The sequence below is a fragment of the Pseudomonas sp. SR18 genome, from assembly GCF_023701505.1.
Classification (GTDB): Bacteria; Pseudomonadota; Gammaproteobacteria; order Pseudomonadales; family Pseudomonadaceae; genus Aquipseudomonas; species Aquipseudomonas cyclaminis.
In genome coordinates this window covers 65,808-80,147 of sequence record NZ_JAMQAU010000021.1, presented here as the reverse complement: position 1 = coordinate 80,147, position 14,340 = coordinate 65,808, and the positions used below count along the sequence as shown (strand labels likewise).

The following is a 14,340-nucleotide window of genomic DNA, read 5'->3' as shown; positions in this document are numbered from 1 at the left end:
TCCGGGTGGGGATGGATGCAAACCAGGAACAACCGCGCCCTCAAAACGCAAAGCGTTGATCACGGAGAACCGGCTTCACCGCAACTGACATGTGCGGAGCGACAGGCAAGGATTGATGAGATTACAGAGTCAAATATCCACCGACATCTATCAGATTTGGAAAAATTAATTCCGGACGCACACGTCTTGGAAAACACGGAGTTCGAACATCATTAGGATCTCAACTTGAACGAGTAAAAACAGCTAAGAATCCTACTAACGGCAACAGAGACGAAAAACCAATCACTGCGTACGCGGAGTTTGAATAATGGGGAAAAAACCAAGCCTACCAATATTGCGAGGCCTGCTATTCACTTACTGCATAGAAAACACTAAAAACTTAGAGAGAGAGGAAATAATCTCCTCAAAAAATATTAATGATGAAAGCGAACTCTCAGAGCTTTTTCATACTTTAACCAAACCGGAATTTCTTTCATATCTAGAAGATGAACAGAAGTGGCTTATAGAAACAATTGAACACTACCTATCAACTGACGAAAGCTTTGAATCTGTTTTTCATCTTTTCGATACTTATTTTGAAGATAAAATCATTGACAAAAGACGCTTCATAAAAGTTCTTTTAGACTGCCTCAAGCTCTATAGACTTGAGTTGAACGACACCAAAATCTAAGACCTTAAAATCTTACTCACTTCTTATTGAAGATGGAGAGTTCGCTACCCATAACAAAATCGACACCGAGGATATATTAGTCGCCACCCCAGTAAATCCTGATGGAACTTACGTCGGATACTCCATACCAAACCCCAACAGGAAATAAAATGAAAACTAAAAATATAAAAGCAATAATCAACAAAGAACACAAGCAGGTCACCATCAAATATGACCCAACGAAGCTCACGATGACATTTTCAGAGGCCGACAATTTTGAAAAGGTTTATGAAGGGCATGACCTATATATTTGCTTCGCGAAAATCCGGGCAGGCTTCCCGCATATAACGTTTTTATGCAAAGGGGCAAAAATAAACGTTAAACCGTCAAGAATGGCTTCTCAGATGAGCGCGGGACTCGTCGCATACGAAATGACTTTAGGTCAGCAAGCTACCAACGACGACATAGTCCATTTGTTTGACTACGAAGAGGAGAATCTAACAAACGACCTACAGGAACAAATAGATTTCTTCAGGAAATGGTTGGCGTCATTAGGTGCTCAAGATTACGAAAAATTTAACTGATTCATGATTGCCCATCCCCTGTGATAAGCCAGTTCACCACAGGGGAGAAACGATGTCCCTAAATCCCCGCCAACGCCAAATCCATCGCAAAGTACGTAAAGATCAGATCCGCCCCCGCTCGCTTGATCGACCCCAACGTCTCGCGCACCACTCGATCTTCATCAATCGCCCCCGCCTGGGCGCCAAACTTGATCATCGCGTATTCACCGCTCACCTGGTACGCCGCCACCGGCAGGCGTGAGGCTTCGCGGATGTCGCGGATGATGTCGAGGTAGGCACCGGCCGGTTTGACCATGAGTGCATCCGCGCCTTCCTGTTCGTCGAGCAGCGATTCACGCACGGCTTCGCGGCGGTTCATGGGGTTCATCTGGTAGCTTTTGCGGTCGCCTTTGAGGGCGCTGCCGCCGGCCTCGCGGAAGGGGCCGTAGAGGGCCGAGGCGAATTTGGTGGAGTAGGCCATGATCGGGATATGGGTGAAACCGGCGTCATCCAGGGCGCGGCGGATGGCTTGGACCTGGCCGTCCATGGCGGCCGAGGGGGCGATCACGTCGGCGCCGGCGCGGGCAGCGGCCACGGCTTGTTTGCCGAGGTTGACCAGGGTCGCGTCGTTGTCGACGTGGGCGCCGTGCATCACGCCGCAGTGGCCGTGGTCGGTGTATTCGCAGAAGCAAGTGTCGGACATCACGATCATTTCCGGCACGGCGTCCTTGATGATCGAGGACATGCGCGAGACCAGGCCGCGTTCTTTCCAGGTGTCGCTACCGTTGGCATCCAAGTGATGAGACACACCGAAGGTCATCACCGACTTGATACCGGCACGGGCATAACGCTCGATCTCGGCAGCGAGCTTCTTCTCGGGAATGCGTTGCACACCCGGCATGCTGGTGATCGGCACGAAGTCGTCGATTTCTTCTTCGACGAAGATCGGCAGCACCAGATCGTTGAGGGTGAACTCGGTTTCCTGGAACAAACCACGCAGCTCCGGAGAGCGGCGCAGGCGGCGTGGGCGGGCTTGGGGGAACTGGCTGGTCATGGTTTTCCTGACATAAAGACTCAAACTTTGGGGCGAAAGCTTATGCCCACCGGCCCCGGCAGCACAAATACCAAGGGGCCAACAGTGTATTGCGGCGCTCGCAATAATGTATTGATCTAGAGCTGTAGACGCCCGTCGATGCACACCGCTACGGCGCCGCCGATCCAGATTTCCTCGCCCTGGCGCTCGACGCTGATACGCCCCGCGCGCCCCATGGCCGTGCCTTGGCTGACCACATAGCGCTCAGGCGCCAGGCCTTCACGCAACAGCCATTGGGCGACGCCGGCATTGAGGCTGCCCGTGGCCGGATCTTCCGGCGCGCCGTCGCCTGCGACAAAACCACGCACTTCAAACTGCGTATCCACATCGTCCTGCGCAGGGTCACAGGGGGCAATCACGCCCACGGCCAGCCCCATAAGCTGTGAATAATCAGGCTGTAACGCCAGGACCTGATCACGGTCCGCCAACATCACCACAAGCCACCCTGCGCCATTGTCGACCCATTGACTGCGTACGATACGGTCCGGCTCCAGGCCCAGTCCCAGGCGCACACGCTCCAACACATCGTCCTCCACCGCGCCGGAACGCAACAACGGCGGTGCTATAAACGCCAGTTCATCGCCTTGACGACGGATACGCACCAGGCCGATTTCGCACTCCTGGACGATCTCCTCGCCTTTGGGCATCCCGCCCGCTGTCAGCCACGCATGGCAACTGCCCAGTGTCGGGTGCCCGGCGAATGGCAGCTCCTGCAAGGTGGTGAAAATTCTCACCCGGTAGTCAGCCCGAGGGTCGCGCGGCGTCAGTAAAAACGTGGTTTCACTGAGATTGGTCCACTTGGCGAAGTCCGCCATCTGCTGGTCGCTGAGGCTGTCGGCACCCAGAACCACTGCCAGCGGGTTGCCCTTGAGGGACACGCGGCTAAAGACATCCAGTTGTTTGAAATCGAAAGTCGGCATGCTTCAGCTCGGACTATTCAGTCCACGGATCACTGCCGGCCGGGCCACAAAGCCGTCCAGCACGCGCAGTACGTTAGGGAAATCGGCAATGCCGACGATATCGCCCGACTCATAAAAGCCAATCAGGTTGCGAATCCACGGGAAGGTAGCAATGTCGGCGATGCTGTAGTCATCACCCATGATCCAGGTGCGACCGAGCAGGCGTTTTTCCAGCACTTCGAGCAAGCGACGGGATTCGGCAGCGTAGCGGTCGCGAGGGCGCTTGTCTTCGTAGGCCTTGCCGGCGAATTTGTTGAAAAAACCCAACTGGCCAAACATCGGGCCGATGCCGCCCATCTGGAACATCAGCCATTGAATCGTTTCATAACGTGTCGCCGGATCTTCGGAGAGCAACTGGCTGGTTTTTTCCGCCAGGTAGATCAGGATTGCGCCGGACTCAAACAGCGCCAGAGGCTGGCCGGCTGGGCCCTCGGGGTCGATGATCGCGGGGATTTTGTTGTTCGGATTGAGGGACAGGAACTCAGGGGACAACTGGTCCTGGGTCTCGAAACTGACCTTGTGTGCCTCATACGGCAGGCCCAACTCTTCAAGCATGATCGAGACTTTTACCCCGTTGGGTGTAGGCAACGAGTACAGTTGCAGGCGCTCGGGGTGCTGGGCAGGCCATTTGCTATTAATCGGGAACGCGGCGAGTGGGTTCATCGGTAAGTCCCTGGCTAGGCAGAAAGTCCCCATGATAGCCATCTACCCGGTGTCCTGCATGGGTCATCAATGCGCAACATCGGCGGGCTATTATCCCGCGTGGGCGAACCAATACGCCCGCGTGCACTCTTAAGTGCGCTAAAACGGTGAATGGAGGCACCTCGCTATACCGACAGGGAACACCGCAGGACGCCCCGGCGTCATTGGGGCCAGGCTTGTCCGCCTTAACGTGACGCACGAAGACTCGAACCTATAATGACGATCAAGCCTCTGCGCCTTGTGCAACGACTCAAACACTATTCATACATCATGCTGCCGCTGCTGCTGGTCAGCGGTGCCATGGTTGCTGCCCTCGACGCCCGTGAAAGCCGCGCCCAGCCTGTGGACGGTGTGCAAACCCTGGTGTTCCTGCGCCACGGCGAAAAACCCGCCGGCGGCCTCGGCCAGCTCAATTGCCAGGGCTTGAACCGCGCAATGAACCTGGCGACGCTGCTGCCGGAAAAGTTCGGCAAGGCCAACTTTGTATTTGCCGCCAACCCGACACGCAATGTCGAGGAAGGTGAGCTGGACAATTCCTACAGCTACATTCGCCCACTGATGACCATCAGCCCCAGCGCTATCAAATTGGGCCTGCCGGTAAACATTAAATTCTCCGCGAATGACACCAGCGACCTCGCCGATGAGCTGGTCGAGGACAAATACCACAACGCCACCATCTACACCGCCTGGTCCCACGGCTACCTGCCGGAGCTGATCAACAAGGTGGCGAGTGAAGCGTCCGGCGAAAAACACACGATTACCGACGACTGGTCCGGCAGTGACTACGACACGCTCTATGTGCTGACGCTGACCTGGCACAACGGCAAGGCCTCGCTGCTGAGCCGCAACTACAAGCAGGGCTTGAACGACGGCGATGAAACCTGCCCGGAACCGACACAGGTGAGTGCTGACAGCTGACAGCGTATGATGCGTCGCTATTGACTCATCGGCGGATCATCAGCATGTCCAACCTCTCCTCCACCCAGCCCGTCCGGGGCTGGTCGTTCTGGTGGAAACCAGCGCTATTCCTATTGGTGGCCTGCGTAGGCCTCTATTACGTTAAGTGGTCGCCCTACTACTTCAAGGCGTTTGTGGCGGCCGACAATCACAGCATCGGCGCCTCGATTCTCAACGATCAACAAAGCTCGCCACTGGCGGCAGCACTGGCCTATGCCCAGGTGTATTTCCTGGCGATCTGGAAAGCCGCGGTGCTGGCGGTGATCCTTGGCTCCCTGCTGCAAGTGCTGATCCCCCGTGACTGGTTGCTACGCCTGTTCGGCCGCGCCGGCCTGGGCTCGACCGTGCGCGGCGGGCTGTTCGCCTTGCCAGGCATGATGTGCAGTTGCTGCGCCGCGCCGGTGGCGGCGGGCATGCGCCGCCAGCAGGTGTCGGTGGGCGCGGCGCTGGCCTTCTGGATCGCCAACCCGGTGCTGAATCCGGCCACCCTGGTGTTTATGGGCTTTGTGCTCGGCTGGGGTTTTACCGCGGTGCGGTTGGTGGCGGGCATTGTGTTGGTGGTGGGTGTGTCGCTGGTGGCGCAGCGTATTGCCCGGCCGGATCAGGTGCCGGAAGCGGCATTGGAGGCTGTAGCAGAAGTCAGCAGCACGGAGTCGCAACCATTCCTGAGCCGTTGGCTGCGCACGTTGTGGCAGTTGTTCTGGAACACGATCCCCATCTACATCCTGGCGGTGCTGGTCCTGGGCGCGGCGCGGGTATGGCTGTTCCCCCATGTCGACGGCGCCATGGCCAATAGCCTGGTGTGGTTGGTACCGCTGGCGATTGTCGGCACGCTGTTTGTAATTCCTACAGCGGCTGAAATCCCCATCGTACAAACCATGATGGCGCTGGGCATGGGCACCGGCCCGGCCGTGGCCTTGCTGATGACCCTGCCGAGCGTGAGCCTGCCGTCGCTGTTGATGCTGCGCAAGGATTTCGATGCGCGGGTGCTGGTGACGGTAGCCGGGTTGACCATGCTGGTGGGCGTGGTGTGTGGGTTGATCGGAGCGCTTATCCTCTGAGTGCTCGCTCGCGCAGATAGGCCGTGACGGCGCCCTGCTCTCCCGCGAACTCGATCCGTGCGCCTTTGCTTTCACGCTGGAAGGCGTACATCGGGTCGTAATATTCGCGCAACAGCCCTTCTATCCAAGCGCGATGCAGGTCCACGGCGCCGCTGCGCGCCTGCTCCGCCAGGGCGTCCTGCATGATCGCGTGCAAGCGCTGGAAGCGCTCACCGCCCAGCCGCTTGTGTATATTCGCCAGACTTTGGGTAAGACGTTCGGCGAACAATGCGTAGCCGTCTTCGCCAAACACCGTATCAAACTCAACACACAGGTCGACTACATAGTCACGCAGGATGCGTTCGACACGCCCTTCGACGCTGTCTTCCAGCCACACCATCGAGTAGCCCTGCATGCCTTTGTGCAGTGGCAGCGGCAGCGCGCAGCTGCCGATCATGCGGCTTTCGTCCTCGACCACAAACTGCTCAATGCCGCCCGCGCGTTTTTTCAGCAGGTCCACCGCCAGACGGTTCTCGAAGTCGATGTTGGACGGCTGCGTGGTGGCGCGCTTGCCGAAGCTGGAGCCACGATGGTTGGCGTGGCCTTCAAGGTCCAGGGCATTGGGCAACTGGCCGAGCACTTCGGTCTTGCCGGTGCCGGTCATGCCGCCGAGCAACACGAAATCACACTGAACGGTGGCCTGTTCAATAGTGTTCACGAGGAACGTTCGCATGGCCTTGTAGCCACCGCCGACCCGTGGGTACTCGATGCCGGCGTCGGTTTTCAACCATTGCTGCACAATCTGCGAACGCAACCCGCCGCGAAAACAGTACAGGTAACCGTCGGGATGGGCTTGGGCGAATTGTGCCCACTGTGCAATGCGTTCGGCCTTGATGGCGCCGGACACCAACTCATGCCCCAACACAATCGCCGCCTGCTGCCCTTGCTGCTTGTAGCAGGTGCCGATGCGCTGGCGCTCGTCATCGTTCATCAACGGCAGGTTGACCACGCCGGGGAACGCGCCCTTGATGAATTCCACCGGCGCGCGGGTATCCATCATCGGCCGGTCGCTGAGGAAAATGTCGCGGTAATCGGTGATGTCAGTTGCCATCAAAACACCTCTACCGCGTTGGTCTGTCGCTCAACCAGAACGCCGATCGGCGCCAGGCTCAAGCCCAGTTCCGCCGCCACGGCGTGGAACTCGGCGTCACCTTCAGGTGTGACGGCGATCAGCAGCCCGCCGCTGGTCTGCGGGTCGCACAGCACGCGCTTGTGCAGCTCTTGCACGCGCCCGAGCTTGCGGGCGTAGCTATCGAAGTTGCGTAACGTGCCACCGGGCACACAACCCTGATCCAGGTAGTACTCGACCCCAGGCAGCCGTGGGACTTTTTCATATTCGATGCGTGCGGTCAGGCCGCTGCCGTCAGCCATTTCCACCAGATGACCCAACAGGCCGAAACCGGTGACATCGGTCATGGCCGTTACCCCGGCCAGCTTGCCGAAGCGGCTGCCGGGTTTGTTGAGGGTGCACATCCAGTCGCGGGCCAGGCCGATGTCGGCCTCGCGCAGCTTGCCCTTCTTTTCGGCAGTGGTGAGGATGCCGATGCCCAGCGGCTTGGTCAGGTACAACTGGCAGCCGGCGGTAGCCGTGTCGTTGCGCTTCATATGGCGCTTTTGCACGATGCCGGTCACGGCCAGGCCGAAGATCGGCTCCGGCGCGTCGATAGAGTGGCCGCCTGCCAGGGGGATACCGGCGGCGTCGCACACCGAGCGGCCACCACGGATCACTTCCCGAGCAATCTCGGGCGCCAGCACGTTCACCGGCCAGCCGAGAATGGCGATGGCCATCAACGGGTCGCCGCCCATGGCGTAGATGTCGCTGATGGCATTGGTGGCGGCGATGCGGCCGAAGTCGAAGGGGTCGTCGACAATCGGCATGAAAAAGTCAGTGGTGGAGACCACGCCGCGCTCGTCGTCGATGGCGTACACCGCCGCATCATCCCGCGAGGCATTGCCAACCCACAGGTTGGGGTCGAGGTTCTGGGCGCCGCTGCCGGCGAGAATCACTTCCAATACTTGGGGCGATATCTTGCAACCACACCCCGCGCCATGGCTGTATTGGGTAAGACGAATCGGCTCGTTCATGTAGGACCTCACGCTATCAAGTGTCGGGATTCTAACAGACAGCAAAAAGCCGGCTGGGCTCTTGTGAGCACAGCCGGCTTTCAGGTTTCGGCGGTTACTGGCGGGCAGCGAGCAAACGCTTGTGGCGGTTACGTCGTGCGATGTTCAAGCACTCGATGGCCGCCGAGAAGGCCATGGCCGCGTACACGTAGCCTTTAGGCACATGGGCGCCGAAGCCTTCGGCGATCAGCGTCATGCCGATCATAATCAGGAAGCCCAGGGCCAGCATCACCACGGTCGGGTTGTCGTTGATGAACTTGGCCAGCGGTTCAGCCGCCACCAGCATCACGATCACCGATGTCACCACGGCAATGATCATGATCGGCAAGTGCTCGGTCATGCCCACGGCGGTAATGATGCTGTCGATGGAGAACACCAGGTCGAGCAACAGGATCTGCCCGATCGCTGCGGCGAAGCCGATGGCCACGGTGTTGCCAACCGATGCTTTCTCTTCCGGCTCCGGGTCCATGCTGTGATGGATCTCGGTGGTGGCCTTCCACACCAGGAACAAGCCGCCGGCGATCAGGATCATGTCCTTCCACGAAAACGCCTGGCCGAGCACTTCGAACACCGGCGCCGTCAACTGCACGATGAACGCGATGGTGCTCAACAGGCCCAGGCGCAATATCAGCGCCATGCTGATACCGATGCGCCGTGCCTTGGCCCGGTGCTGCTCAGGTAGTTTGTTGGTGAGGATGGAGATAAAAATCAGGTTATCGATGCCCAGCACGATTTCCATGACGATCAAGGTGGCCAGTGCAACCCAGGCGGTGGGGCTGGCGGCCAGTTGTAAAAGGTAATCCATAGGTCAGTCCTGAGGTTGTGCTGGGAAATTAAGCTTCTTTACTGTTCGAGTCAGACTCTTTTTCTTCCTGATCGTCCTTTTTCTGCGGGCTGATCAGGCCTTGTGTCGCTTCACTCAATGCCTGCTCGGCGGCCTTGTGGGTGTCATCGATGGCTTGCTTGGCCGACTCGGTGGCTTTGCCCAACACTTGCTGCGCGCTTTTCTCGACCTGATCGCAACCGCTGATCACTACCAATGAAAGCGCAAGCAGCGATGCCGCGCCCAGGGAATTGAGTTTCATGATGTATTCCTCGTTAGAACCATTGGGTCCAAATAGTGGCCCCGCGATAGCGAGGCATTCTATGCAGGCGAACACTTCAGGAAAATTCGTATTTTTCTAGCGTATACTTCGGTTTTTACGAAGTGACGGCCGCGATGCTCAATTACCGACAATTGCACTACTTCTGGGTTGTGGCCAAGACCGGCAGCATTGTGCGCGCCTGCGAGCAACTCAACCTTACCCCCCAGACCATCAGCGGGCAGATCAGCCTGCTGGAGCAAACCTTCGGTATCGCGCTGTTCCAACGGGTCGGCCGCCAGCTGGAGCTGACCGAAGCCGGGCGCCAGGCCCTGCCCTATGCCGAGCAAATGTTCCAGACCGGTAATGAATTGGAAGCGATGCTGCGCGCACAACCCAATGAACAGCAGATTGTGTTCCGGGTCGGGGTGGCGGATGTGGTGCCCAAGTCCATCGTTTATCGCCTGATCGCGCCGACCATGGAGCTGAGCGAGCCGCTGCGCATCACCTGCCGCGAAGACAAACTCGAACGCCTATTGGCCGACCTGGCGATCCAGCGCCTGGACCTGGTGATTTCCGACAGCCCCATGCCGTCGCACCTGGACATTAAGGGCTACAGCCAGAAACTGGGGGAATGTGGCATCAGCTTCTTTGCTACTCAGGCCTTGGCTGACCAACATGGCGGCGATTTCCCACAGTGCCTGCATGGCGCGCCGCTGTTGATTCCGGGCGCGGAGACGGTGGTGCGCAGCCGCCTGCAACGCTGGTTTGCCGAGCAGCAGATCCAGCCGAAGATCATCGGCGAGTTCGACGACAGCGCCCTGATGCAGGCATTTGGCCAATCCGGCAGCGGGATTTTTATCGCCCCCAGCGTGATCGCCGAAGAAGTCGTGCGCCAATACGGCGTGGCGCTGATTGGCCAGACTGACGCGGTCACCGAGTCGTTCTACGCGATCTCGGTGGAACGCAAGGTCAAGCACCCCGGCATCGTGGCGATTACCGAAGGGGCAAGGCGCGAGTTGTTTACCGCCCTGCCTTGACGGCTCAGGCCCTGGAGGCGACCGGTTGTTTGGCGGTCATCAGCCACAGCGCCAGCAGGATTGACACCAGAATAAACCCGGACGCTGCAAACCCCAGGCTGCCCAGGCCCAAGGTGTCGATCACCTGCCCACCGACCAACGCGCCCAAGCCAATCCCCAGGTTGGCTCCGGCAATGTTCAGCGACGCGGCAAACGCTGGCGCATGGGGCGCGGCCTTCATCAGCCGCACATGGCTGACCAGGAACATCGCTGCCTGGGTCACGCCCCACACCGCCATCGCCGCAGCCAGGCCGACGGTGGAATGAATCGCCGGGACCAATGCCACCATGCCGGCGATCATAAAGCCGCAGAACACCATCGACGCGATCAACGGGTGGCGATCCACCGCACGGCCGCCCAAAGAGTTGCCGATCAATCCGACCGCGCCAAAGCCCATCAGGCACCAGCCCACCAACGTGCCATCAAACCCAGCCAGGCGTTCAAGGATGTCGGCCAAATAGGTGTAGGCCGTGAACATACCGCTGAACACCAGGATCGACAGCAGGATATGGCCCTGCATCAAGGGGTTGCGCAGGATCTTGAACTGCGAGCGCAGTGTCACCTCATCGTTCTTCGGCTTCGTCACCGGCAGGTAGATAAACAGCAGCAAAGCCTTGGCCAACGCCACCACCGCCAGGATAGCGAACGCGGTGCGCCAGCCGAACATATCGGAAATCAGCGTGCCCACCGGGATGCCGAACACGGTGGCGCAGACAATGCCGAAGCCGATTTTTTCGATGGCACGCCCGGCATATTCCGGGCCGACGATGTCGACCGCCGTTTCACTGGCCAAAGCCCAGAATACCGGCAGGCCGAGGGCCGGGATCAGCCGCGCCACGGCCATTACCCAGATATTCGGCGCCAACGCGGCCACGGTATTGGCCACCGCGAACATGATCAGGATGCTGATAAACAGGCGCTTGCGTGGGAAACGAGCGCAATACGCCGTCAGAAACGGCCCAAACGCTGCCACGGTGAACGCGAACAGCGTCACCAGCAGACCCGCCTGGGACACGCTGACGTTCAGGTCCCGGGCAATCGACGGCAACAGCCCGACGATGATGAATTCTGTGGTCAGCACGGTAAAGCCGGCGGCCGACAGCAGCAGGATGGGAAACAGCATGAAAACTCCAGAAACAACGACATCAACGACAGCCCGAAGGGCCCGCTGACGGAATAGGAAAAGTGAGAGGGATGAATCTTAACAGAGTGTGTCCGGGTTTGACCAAGACCCTACGGCGCGGGTGACGGAATGCCGCATCGAGCAGGACGTGTCCTACAGCATGGTAGACTTGGCGCCTGTTCCTACAGCGCTTTCGCCTGCAATGCTGCGTCCTACTAAAAAAACTAGAGACAACTGTTTATGACTGCTGCCCCCTCCCTGTTGCAACGACTTATGCGCGTCAGCCTGGTTACCCAAATCGTTATCGGCCTGATCGCCGGTATCCTGCTGGCCCTGCTGATGCCCGAGGCCGCCCAGGCCACCGGATTTATTGGCAAGGTGTTCGTCACCGCGCTCAAGGCCGTGGCGCCGATCCTGGTGTTCGTGTTGGTAATGTCGTCGATCGCCAACCATAAACACGGCCAGGAAACGCACATCAAGCCGATCCTGTTCCTCTACCTGCTCGGCACCTTTGCCGCCGCAGTGGTGGCGGTGGTTGCAAGCATGTGGTTTCCGTCGCCCCTGGTGCTCGCCACCCACGAGGTGACCGTTACCGCCCCCGGCGGCATCGCCGAAGTGCTGCAAAGCCTGCTGCTCAGCGTGGTGGACAACCCGGTCAGCGCGCTGATGAACGCCAACTTCATTGGCATCCTGGCCTGGGCCATCGGCATGGGCATCGCCATTCGCCATGCGGGCGAAACCACCCGTACCGTGCTGGATGATTTGTCCAACGGCGTGACCCTGATCGTGCGCGTGGTGATCCGCTTCGCCCCGCTGGGCATTTTCGGTCTGGTCGCCTCGACCCTGGCCACTTCCGGTTTCGGCGCCCTGCTCGGCTATGCACATCTGCTGATGGTGTTGATCGGCTGCATGTTGTTCGTGGCCCTGGTGGTCAACCCGGCCATCGTGTTCTGGAAACTGCGCCGCAACCCGTACCCCCTGGTGCTGATGTGCCTGCGCGAGAGCGGCATCACCGCGTTCTTCACCCGCAGTTCGGCGGCGAACATCCCGGTCAACCTGGCGTTGAGCAAGCGCCTGGGCCTGCATGAAGACACCTACTCGGTGTCGATCCCGCTGGGCGCCACCATCAACATGGCCGGTGCTGCGATTACCATCACCGTGCTGACCCTGGCGGCGGTGCATACCTTGGGCATCAACGTCGACCTGCCGACCGCCGTGCTGCTCAGCGTGGTCGCGGCCGTGTGTGCCTGTGGCGCTTCGGGTGTGGCCGGTGGCTCGCTGTTGCTGATTCCGCTGGCGTGCAGCCTGTTTGGCATCCCGAGTGAAATCGCCATGCAGGTGGTGGCTGTCGGCTTCATCATCGGCGTGCTGCAGGATTCGGCGGAAACCGCGCTCAACTCGTCCACCGACGTGCTGTTCACCGCCGCCGCATGCCTGGGCAAGGAAGAACAGCCGGCTTAAACGCCGCTGACAAAAAAAAGCCCGGTGTGGTTCTTGAGTGAACCACACCGGGCTTTTTTATGGCTGGACGCTTAGAAAGCGCCCATGTAGTCACGCTTGCCCACTTCCACACCGTTGTGGCGCAGCAAGGCGTAAGCAGTGGTGACGTGGAAGAAGAATTGCGGCAGGCCGTAGGTCAGCAGGTAGGACTGGCCGCTGAAGCACTTCTCTTTCGGGGTGCCCGGGCGAGTGATGATCTCGATACCTTCCTTGCCGTCGACTTGCTCAGGCTTGATGGTGTCGACAAACGCCAGGACCTTGGCGATCAGCGCTTGCAGGTCGGCGAAGGTCACTTCGCTGTCTTCGTATTTAGGCACTTCGATCTCGGCCAGGCGCGCAGAAACACCCTTGGCGAAGTCGACGGCGATTTGCACTTGGCGCACCAGCGCGAACATGTCCGGGAACAGACGCGCTTGCAGCAGGGCGTTGGGTTCGATGTTCTTGGCGGTGGCGTGGGCTTCAGCCTTGTTCAGCACATCGCTCAAGGCGTTGAGCATTTGCTTGAAGACTGGGATGGAGGCGGCGTACAGGGAAATAGTCATAACAGTCTCATCGGTAATGGCAGGGTTGGAACCAGCGGCGATTATAGCCATGCCTGCGGCTTGTCTTTTATTTTTTCAGGATTAGGCTAGTGGCCTTCACTGCATAGGGAAAGCGCGATGACCGCCGAGCACGACACCGACACCCCTGAGCCGCGCCTGAACAGCACGGAAATCCGCATTCTGGGCTGCCTGATCGAAAAACAGGCGACCAACCCGGAAACCTACCCCCTGACCCTCAACGCTCTGGTGCTGGCCTGCAACCAGAAAACCAGCCGTGAGCCGGTGACAAACCTCAGCCAGGGCCAGGTCGGGCAAAGCCTTCGCGCTCTTGAAGGCCAAGGCTTTGCCCGACTGGTGATGGGCAGCCGCGCCGACCGCTGGGAACATCGCGTAGACAAGGCGCTGGAGCTCGTGCCGGCCCAGGTGATCCTGATCGGCCTGCTGTTTCTACGTGGACCGCAGACCGTCAATGAGCTGCTGACCCGTAGCGGGCGCATGCATGACTTCGAAGATGCCGAGCAAGTGGTGCACCAGCTGGAACGCCTGATTGCTCGCGGATTGGCGCTGCTGGTGCCGCGTCAGGCGGGGCAGCGTGAAGATCGCTATACCCATGCGCTGGGGGATCCGGCGGACATCGAGGTGATCATCGCGGCGCGGGGGAATCCGGTGGAGCGTGGGGCTGGCGTGTCTGCGGAGCGCATAGAAGAGTTGGAAGCGCGAATTGCCGCGCTTGAAGAGCGCCTCGCACATCTGGAACAGGCGTAACGCAGTAAACAATGTGGGAGGGGGCTTGCCCCCGATGGCGGTGGTTCAGTTGGAACAGCTTTGACTGACAGACCCCTATCGGGGGCAAGCCCCCTCCCACAT

Annotated in this window: 16 protein-coding genes; 7 read left to right on the top strand and 9 right to left on the bottom strand. The window is 59.2% G+C overall.

Features of this window, described 5'->3' with window-relative positions; genetic code table 11:
• The first annotated feature begins 307 nt into the window (after positions 1-307).
• Together NDJ82_RS24625 and NDJ82_RS24620 are read left to right on the top strand one after the other, a co-directional pair.
• Positions 308-670 carry a hypothetical protein gene (locus NDJ82_RS24625; protein WP_250926479.1) on the top strand — a complete coding sequence of 121 codons (363 nt, stop codon included), beginning with the start codon at positions 308-310 and terminating at the stop codon, positions 668-670.
• Between the two features lie 149 nt (positions 671-819).
• On the top strand, positions 820-1,233 hold the full coding sequence (locus tag NDJ82_RS24620; RefSeq protein WP_250926478.1) for a hypothetical protein: 414 nt from the start codon (positions 820-822) through the stop codon (positions 1,231-1,233).
• 58 nt (positions 1,234-1,291) lie between these two features.
• Here the strand turns inward: NDJ82_RS24620 and hemB are convergent, their stop codons facing one another.
• The 3 genes from hemB to NDJ82_RS24605 form a co-directional block, all read right to left on the bottom strand.
• Positions 1,292-2,266, bottom strand: a complete 975-nt coding sequence (gene hemB / locus NDJ82_RS24615) for a porphobilinogen synthase (protein ID WP_112194491.1) — start codon at positions 2,264-2,266, stop codon at positions 1,292-1,294.
• 116 nt (positions 2,267-2,382) lie between these two features.
• Positions 2,383-3,225: a PhzF family phenazine biosynthesis protein gene (locus tag NDJ82_RS24610; RefSeq protein ID WP_250926477.1), complete on the bottom strand. Its 843-nt coding sequence runs from the start codon at positions 3,223-3,225 to the stop codon at positions 2,383-2,385.
• A gap of 3 nt (positions 3,226-3,228) precedes the next feature.
• On the bottom strand, positions 3,229-3,927 hold the full coding sequence (locus NDJ82_RS24605) for a glutathione S-transferase N-terminal domain-containing protein (protein ID WP_250926476.1): 699 nt from the start codon (positions 3,925-3,927) through the stop codon (positions 3,229-3,231).
• A gap of 255 nt (positions 3,928-4,182) precedes the next feature.
• Between NDJ82_RS24605 and NDJ82_RS24600 the strand changes: the two genes are divergently transcribed.
• Positions 4,183-4,884 (top strand): histidine phosphatase family protein, encoded by a 702-nt coding sequence (locus tag NDJ82_RS24600; RefSeq protein ID WP_099584890.1) that lies wholly within the window; start codon positions 4,183-4,185, stop codon positions 4,882-4,884.
• Between the two features lie 44 nt (positions 4,885-4,928).
• On the top strand, positions 4,929-5,984 hold the full coding sequence (locus NDJ82_RS24595; protein WP_250926475.1) for a permease: 1,056 nt from the start codon (positions 4,929-4,931) through the stop codon (positions 5,982-5,984).
• Here the strand turns inward: NDJ82_RS24595 and mnmH are convergent.
• The 4 genes from mnmH to NDJ82_RS24575 form a co-directional block, all read right to left on the bottom strand.
• A complete protein-coding gene (gene mnmH, locus NDJ82_RS24590; RefSeq protein ID WP_112194483.1) occupies positions 5,974-7,074 on the bottom strand; it encodes a tRNA 2-selenouridine(34) synthase MnmH in 1,101 nt (366 codons plus the stop codon). The two genes, NDJ82_RS24595 and mnmH, sit on opposite strands and share 11 nt — an antisense overlap.
• Positions 7,074-8,108 (bottom strand): selenide, water dikinase SelD, encoded by a 1,035-nt coding sequence (gene selD, locus NDJ82_RS24585; RefSeq protein ID WP_250926474.1) that lies wholly within the window; start codon positions 8,106-8,108, stop codon positions 7,074-7,076. Before selD ends, mnmH begins: the two co-directional genes overlap by 1 nt.
• Positions 8,109-8,202: 94 nt before the next feature.
• A complete protein-coding gene (locus NDJ82_RS24580; RefSeq protein WP_032886672.1) occupies positions 8,203-8,952 on the bottom strand; it encodes a TerC family protein in 750 nt (249 codons plus the stop codon).
• 28 nt (positions 8,953-8,980) lie between these two features.
• Positions 8,981-9,232 carry a hypothetical protein gene (locus tag NDJ82_RS24575; RefSeq protein ID WP_112194479.1) on the bottom strand — a complete coding sequence of 84 codons (252 nt, stop codon included), beginning with the start codon at positions 9,230-9,232 and terminating at the stop codon, positions 8,981-8,983.
• 134 nt (positions 9,233-9,366) lie between these two features.
• On the opposite strand from NDJ82_RS24575, the gene nhaR reads away from it, so the two are divergent.
• Positions 9,367-10,269: a transcriptional activator NhaR gene (gene nhaR, locus NDJ82_RS24570; RefSeq protein ID WP_112194477.1), complete on the top strand. Its 903-nt coding sequence runs from the start codon at positions 9,367-9,369 to the stop codon at positions 10,267-10,269.
• Between the two features lie 4 nt (positions 10,270-10,273).
• Here the strand turns inward: nhaR and NDJ82_RS24565 are convergent, their stop codons facing one another.
• Entirely contained in the window at positions 10,274-11,431 is a 1,158-nt protein-coding gene (locus tag NDJ82_RS24565; RefSeq protein ID WP_099584884.1) for an MFS transporter, read from the bottom strand.
• A gap of 240 nt (positions 11,432-11,671) precedes the next feature.
• On the opposite strand from NDJ82_RS24565, the gene sstT reads away from it, so the two are divergent.
• Positions 11,672-12,892, top strand: a complete 1,221-nt coding sequence (sstT, locus tag NDJ82_RS24560; protein ID WP_099584883.1) for a serine/threonine transporter SstT — start codon at positions 11,672-11,674, stop codon at positions 12,890-12,892.
• A 71-nt stretch (positions 12,893-12,963) separates the two neighbouring features.
• Here the strand turns inward: sstT and NDJ82_RS24555 are convergent, their stop codons facing one another.
• Positions 12,964-13,473: a DUF1993 domain-containing protein gene (locus tag NDJ82_RS24555; protein ID WP_250926473.1), complete on the bottom strand. Its 510-nt coding sequence runs from the start codon at positions 13,471-13,473 to the stop codon at positions 12,964-12,966.
• Positions 13,474-13,590: 117 nt separating this feature from the next.
• On the opposite strand from NDJ82_RS24555, the gene NDJ82_RS24550 reads away from it, so the two are divergent.
• Positions 13,591-14,238 carry a YceH family protein gene (locus NDJ82_RS24550; RefSeq protein ID WP_099584882.1) on the top strand — a complete coding sequence of 216 codons (648 nt, stop codon included), beginning with the start codon at positions 13,591-13,593 and terminating at the stop codon, positions 14,236-14,238.
• Positions 14,239-14,340: the final 102 nt, after the last annotated feature.

What these genes read in the sequence shown, in the direction of transcription:
- selD (WP_250926474.1), bottom strand. Translation starts at nt 8,108, where the DNA reads ATGAACGAGCCGATTCGTCTTACCCAATACAGCCATGGCGCGGGGTGT.
- NDJ82_RS24610 (WP_250926477.1), bottom strand. Translation starts at nt 3,225, where the DNA reads ATGCCGACTTTCGATTTCAAACAACTGGATGTCTTTAGCCGCGTGTCC.
- nhaR (WP_112194477.1), top strand. Translation starts at nt 9,367, where the DNA reads ATGCTCAATTACCGACAATTGCACTACTTCTGGGTTGTGGCCAAGACC.
- NDJ82_RS24550 (WP_099584882.1), top strand. Translation starts at nt 13,591, where the DNA reads ATGACCGCCGAGCACGACACCGACACCCCTGAGCCGCGCCTGAACAGC.
- NDJ82_RS24605 (WP_250926476.1), bottom strand. Translation starts at nt 3,927, where the DNA reads ATGAACCCACTCGCCGCGTTCCCGATTAATAGCAAATGGCCTGCCCAG.
- NDJ82_RS24620 (WP_250926478.1), top strand. Translation starts at nt 820, where the DNA reads ATGAAAACTAAAAATATAAAAGCAATAATCAACAAAGAACACAAGCAG.
- NDJ82_RS24580 (WP_032886672.1), bottom strand. Translation starts at nt 8,952, where the DNA reads ATGGATTACCTTTTACAACTGGCCGCCAGCCCCACCGCCTGGGTTGCA.
- NDJ82_RS24595 (WP_250926475.1), top strand. Translation starts at nt 4,929, where the DNA reads ATGTCCAACCTCTCCTCCACCCAGCCCGTCCGGGGCTGGTCGTTCTGG.
- NDJ82_RS24555 (WP_250926473.1), bottom strand. Translation starts at nt 13,473, where the DNA reads ATGACTATTTCCCTGTACGCCGCCTCCATCCCAGTCTTCAAGCAAATG.
- sstT (WP_099584883.1), top strand. Translation starts at nt 11,672, where the DNA reads ATGACTGCTGCCCCCTCCCTGTTGCAACGACTTATGCGCGTCAGCCTG.
- NDJ82_RS24600 (WP_099584890.1), top strand. Translation starts at nt 4,183, where the DNA reads ATGACGATCAAGCCTCTGCGCCTTGTGCAACGACTCAAACACTATTCA.
- mnmH (WP_112194483.1), bottom strand. Translation starts at nt 7,074, where the DNA reads ATGGCAACTGACATCACCGATTACCGCGACATTTTCCTCAGCGACCGG.
- NDJ82_RS24575 (WP_112194479.1), bottom strand. Translation starts at nt 9,232, where the DNA reads ATGAAACTCAATTCCCTGGGCGCGGCATCGCTGCTTGCGCTTTCATTG.
- NDJ82_RS24625 (WP_250926479.1), top strand. Translation starts at nt 308, where the DNA reads ATGGGGAAAAAACCAAGCCTACCAATATTGCGAGGCCTGCTATTCACT.
- hemB (WP_112194491.1), bottom strand. Translation starts at nt 2,266, where the DNA reads ATGACCAGCCAGTTCCCCCAAGCCCGCCCACGCCGCCTGCGCCGCTCT.
- NDJ82_RS24565 (WP_099584884.1), bottom strand. Translation starts at nt 11,431, where the DNA reads ATGCTGTTTCCCATCCTGCTGCTGTCGGCCGCCGGCTTTACCGTGCTG.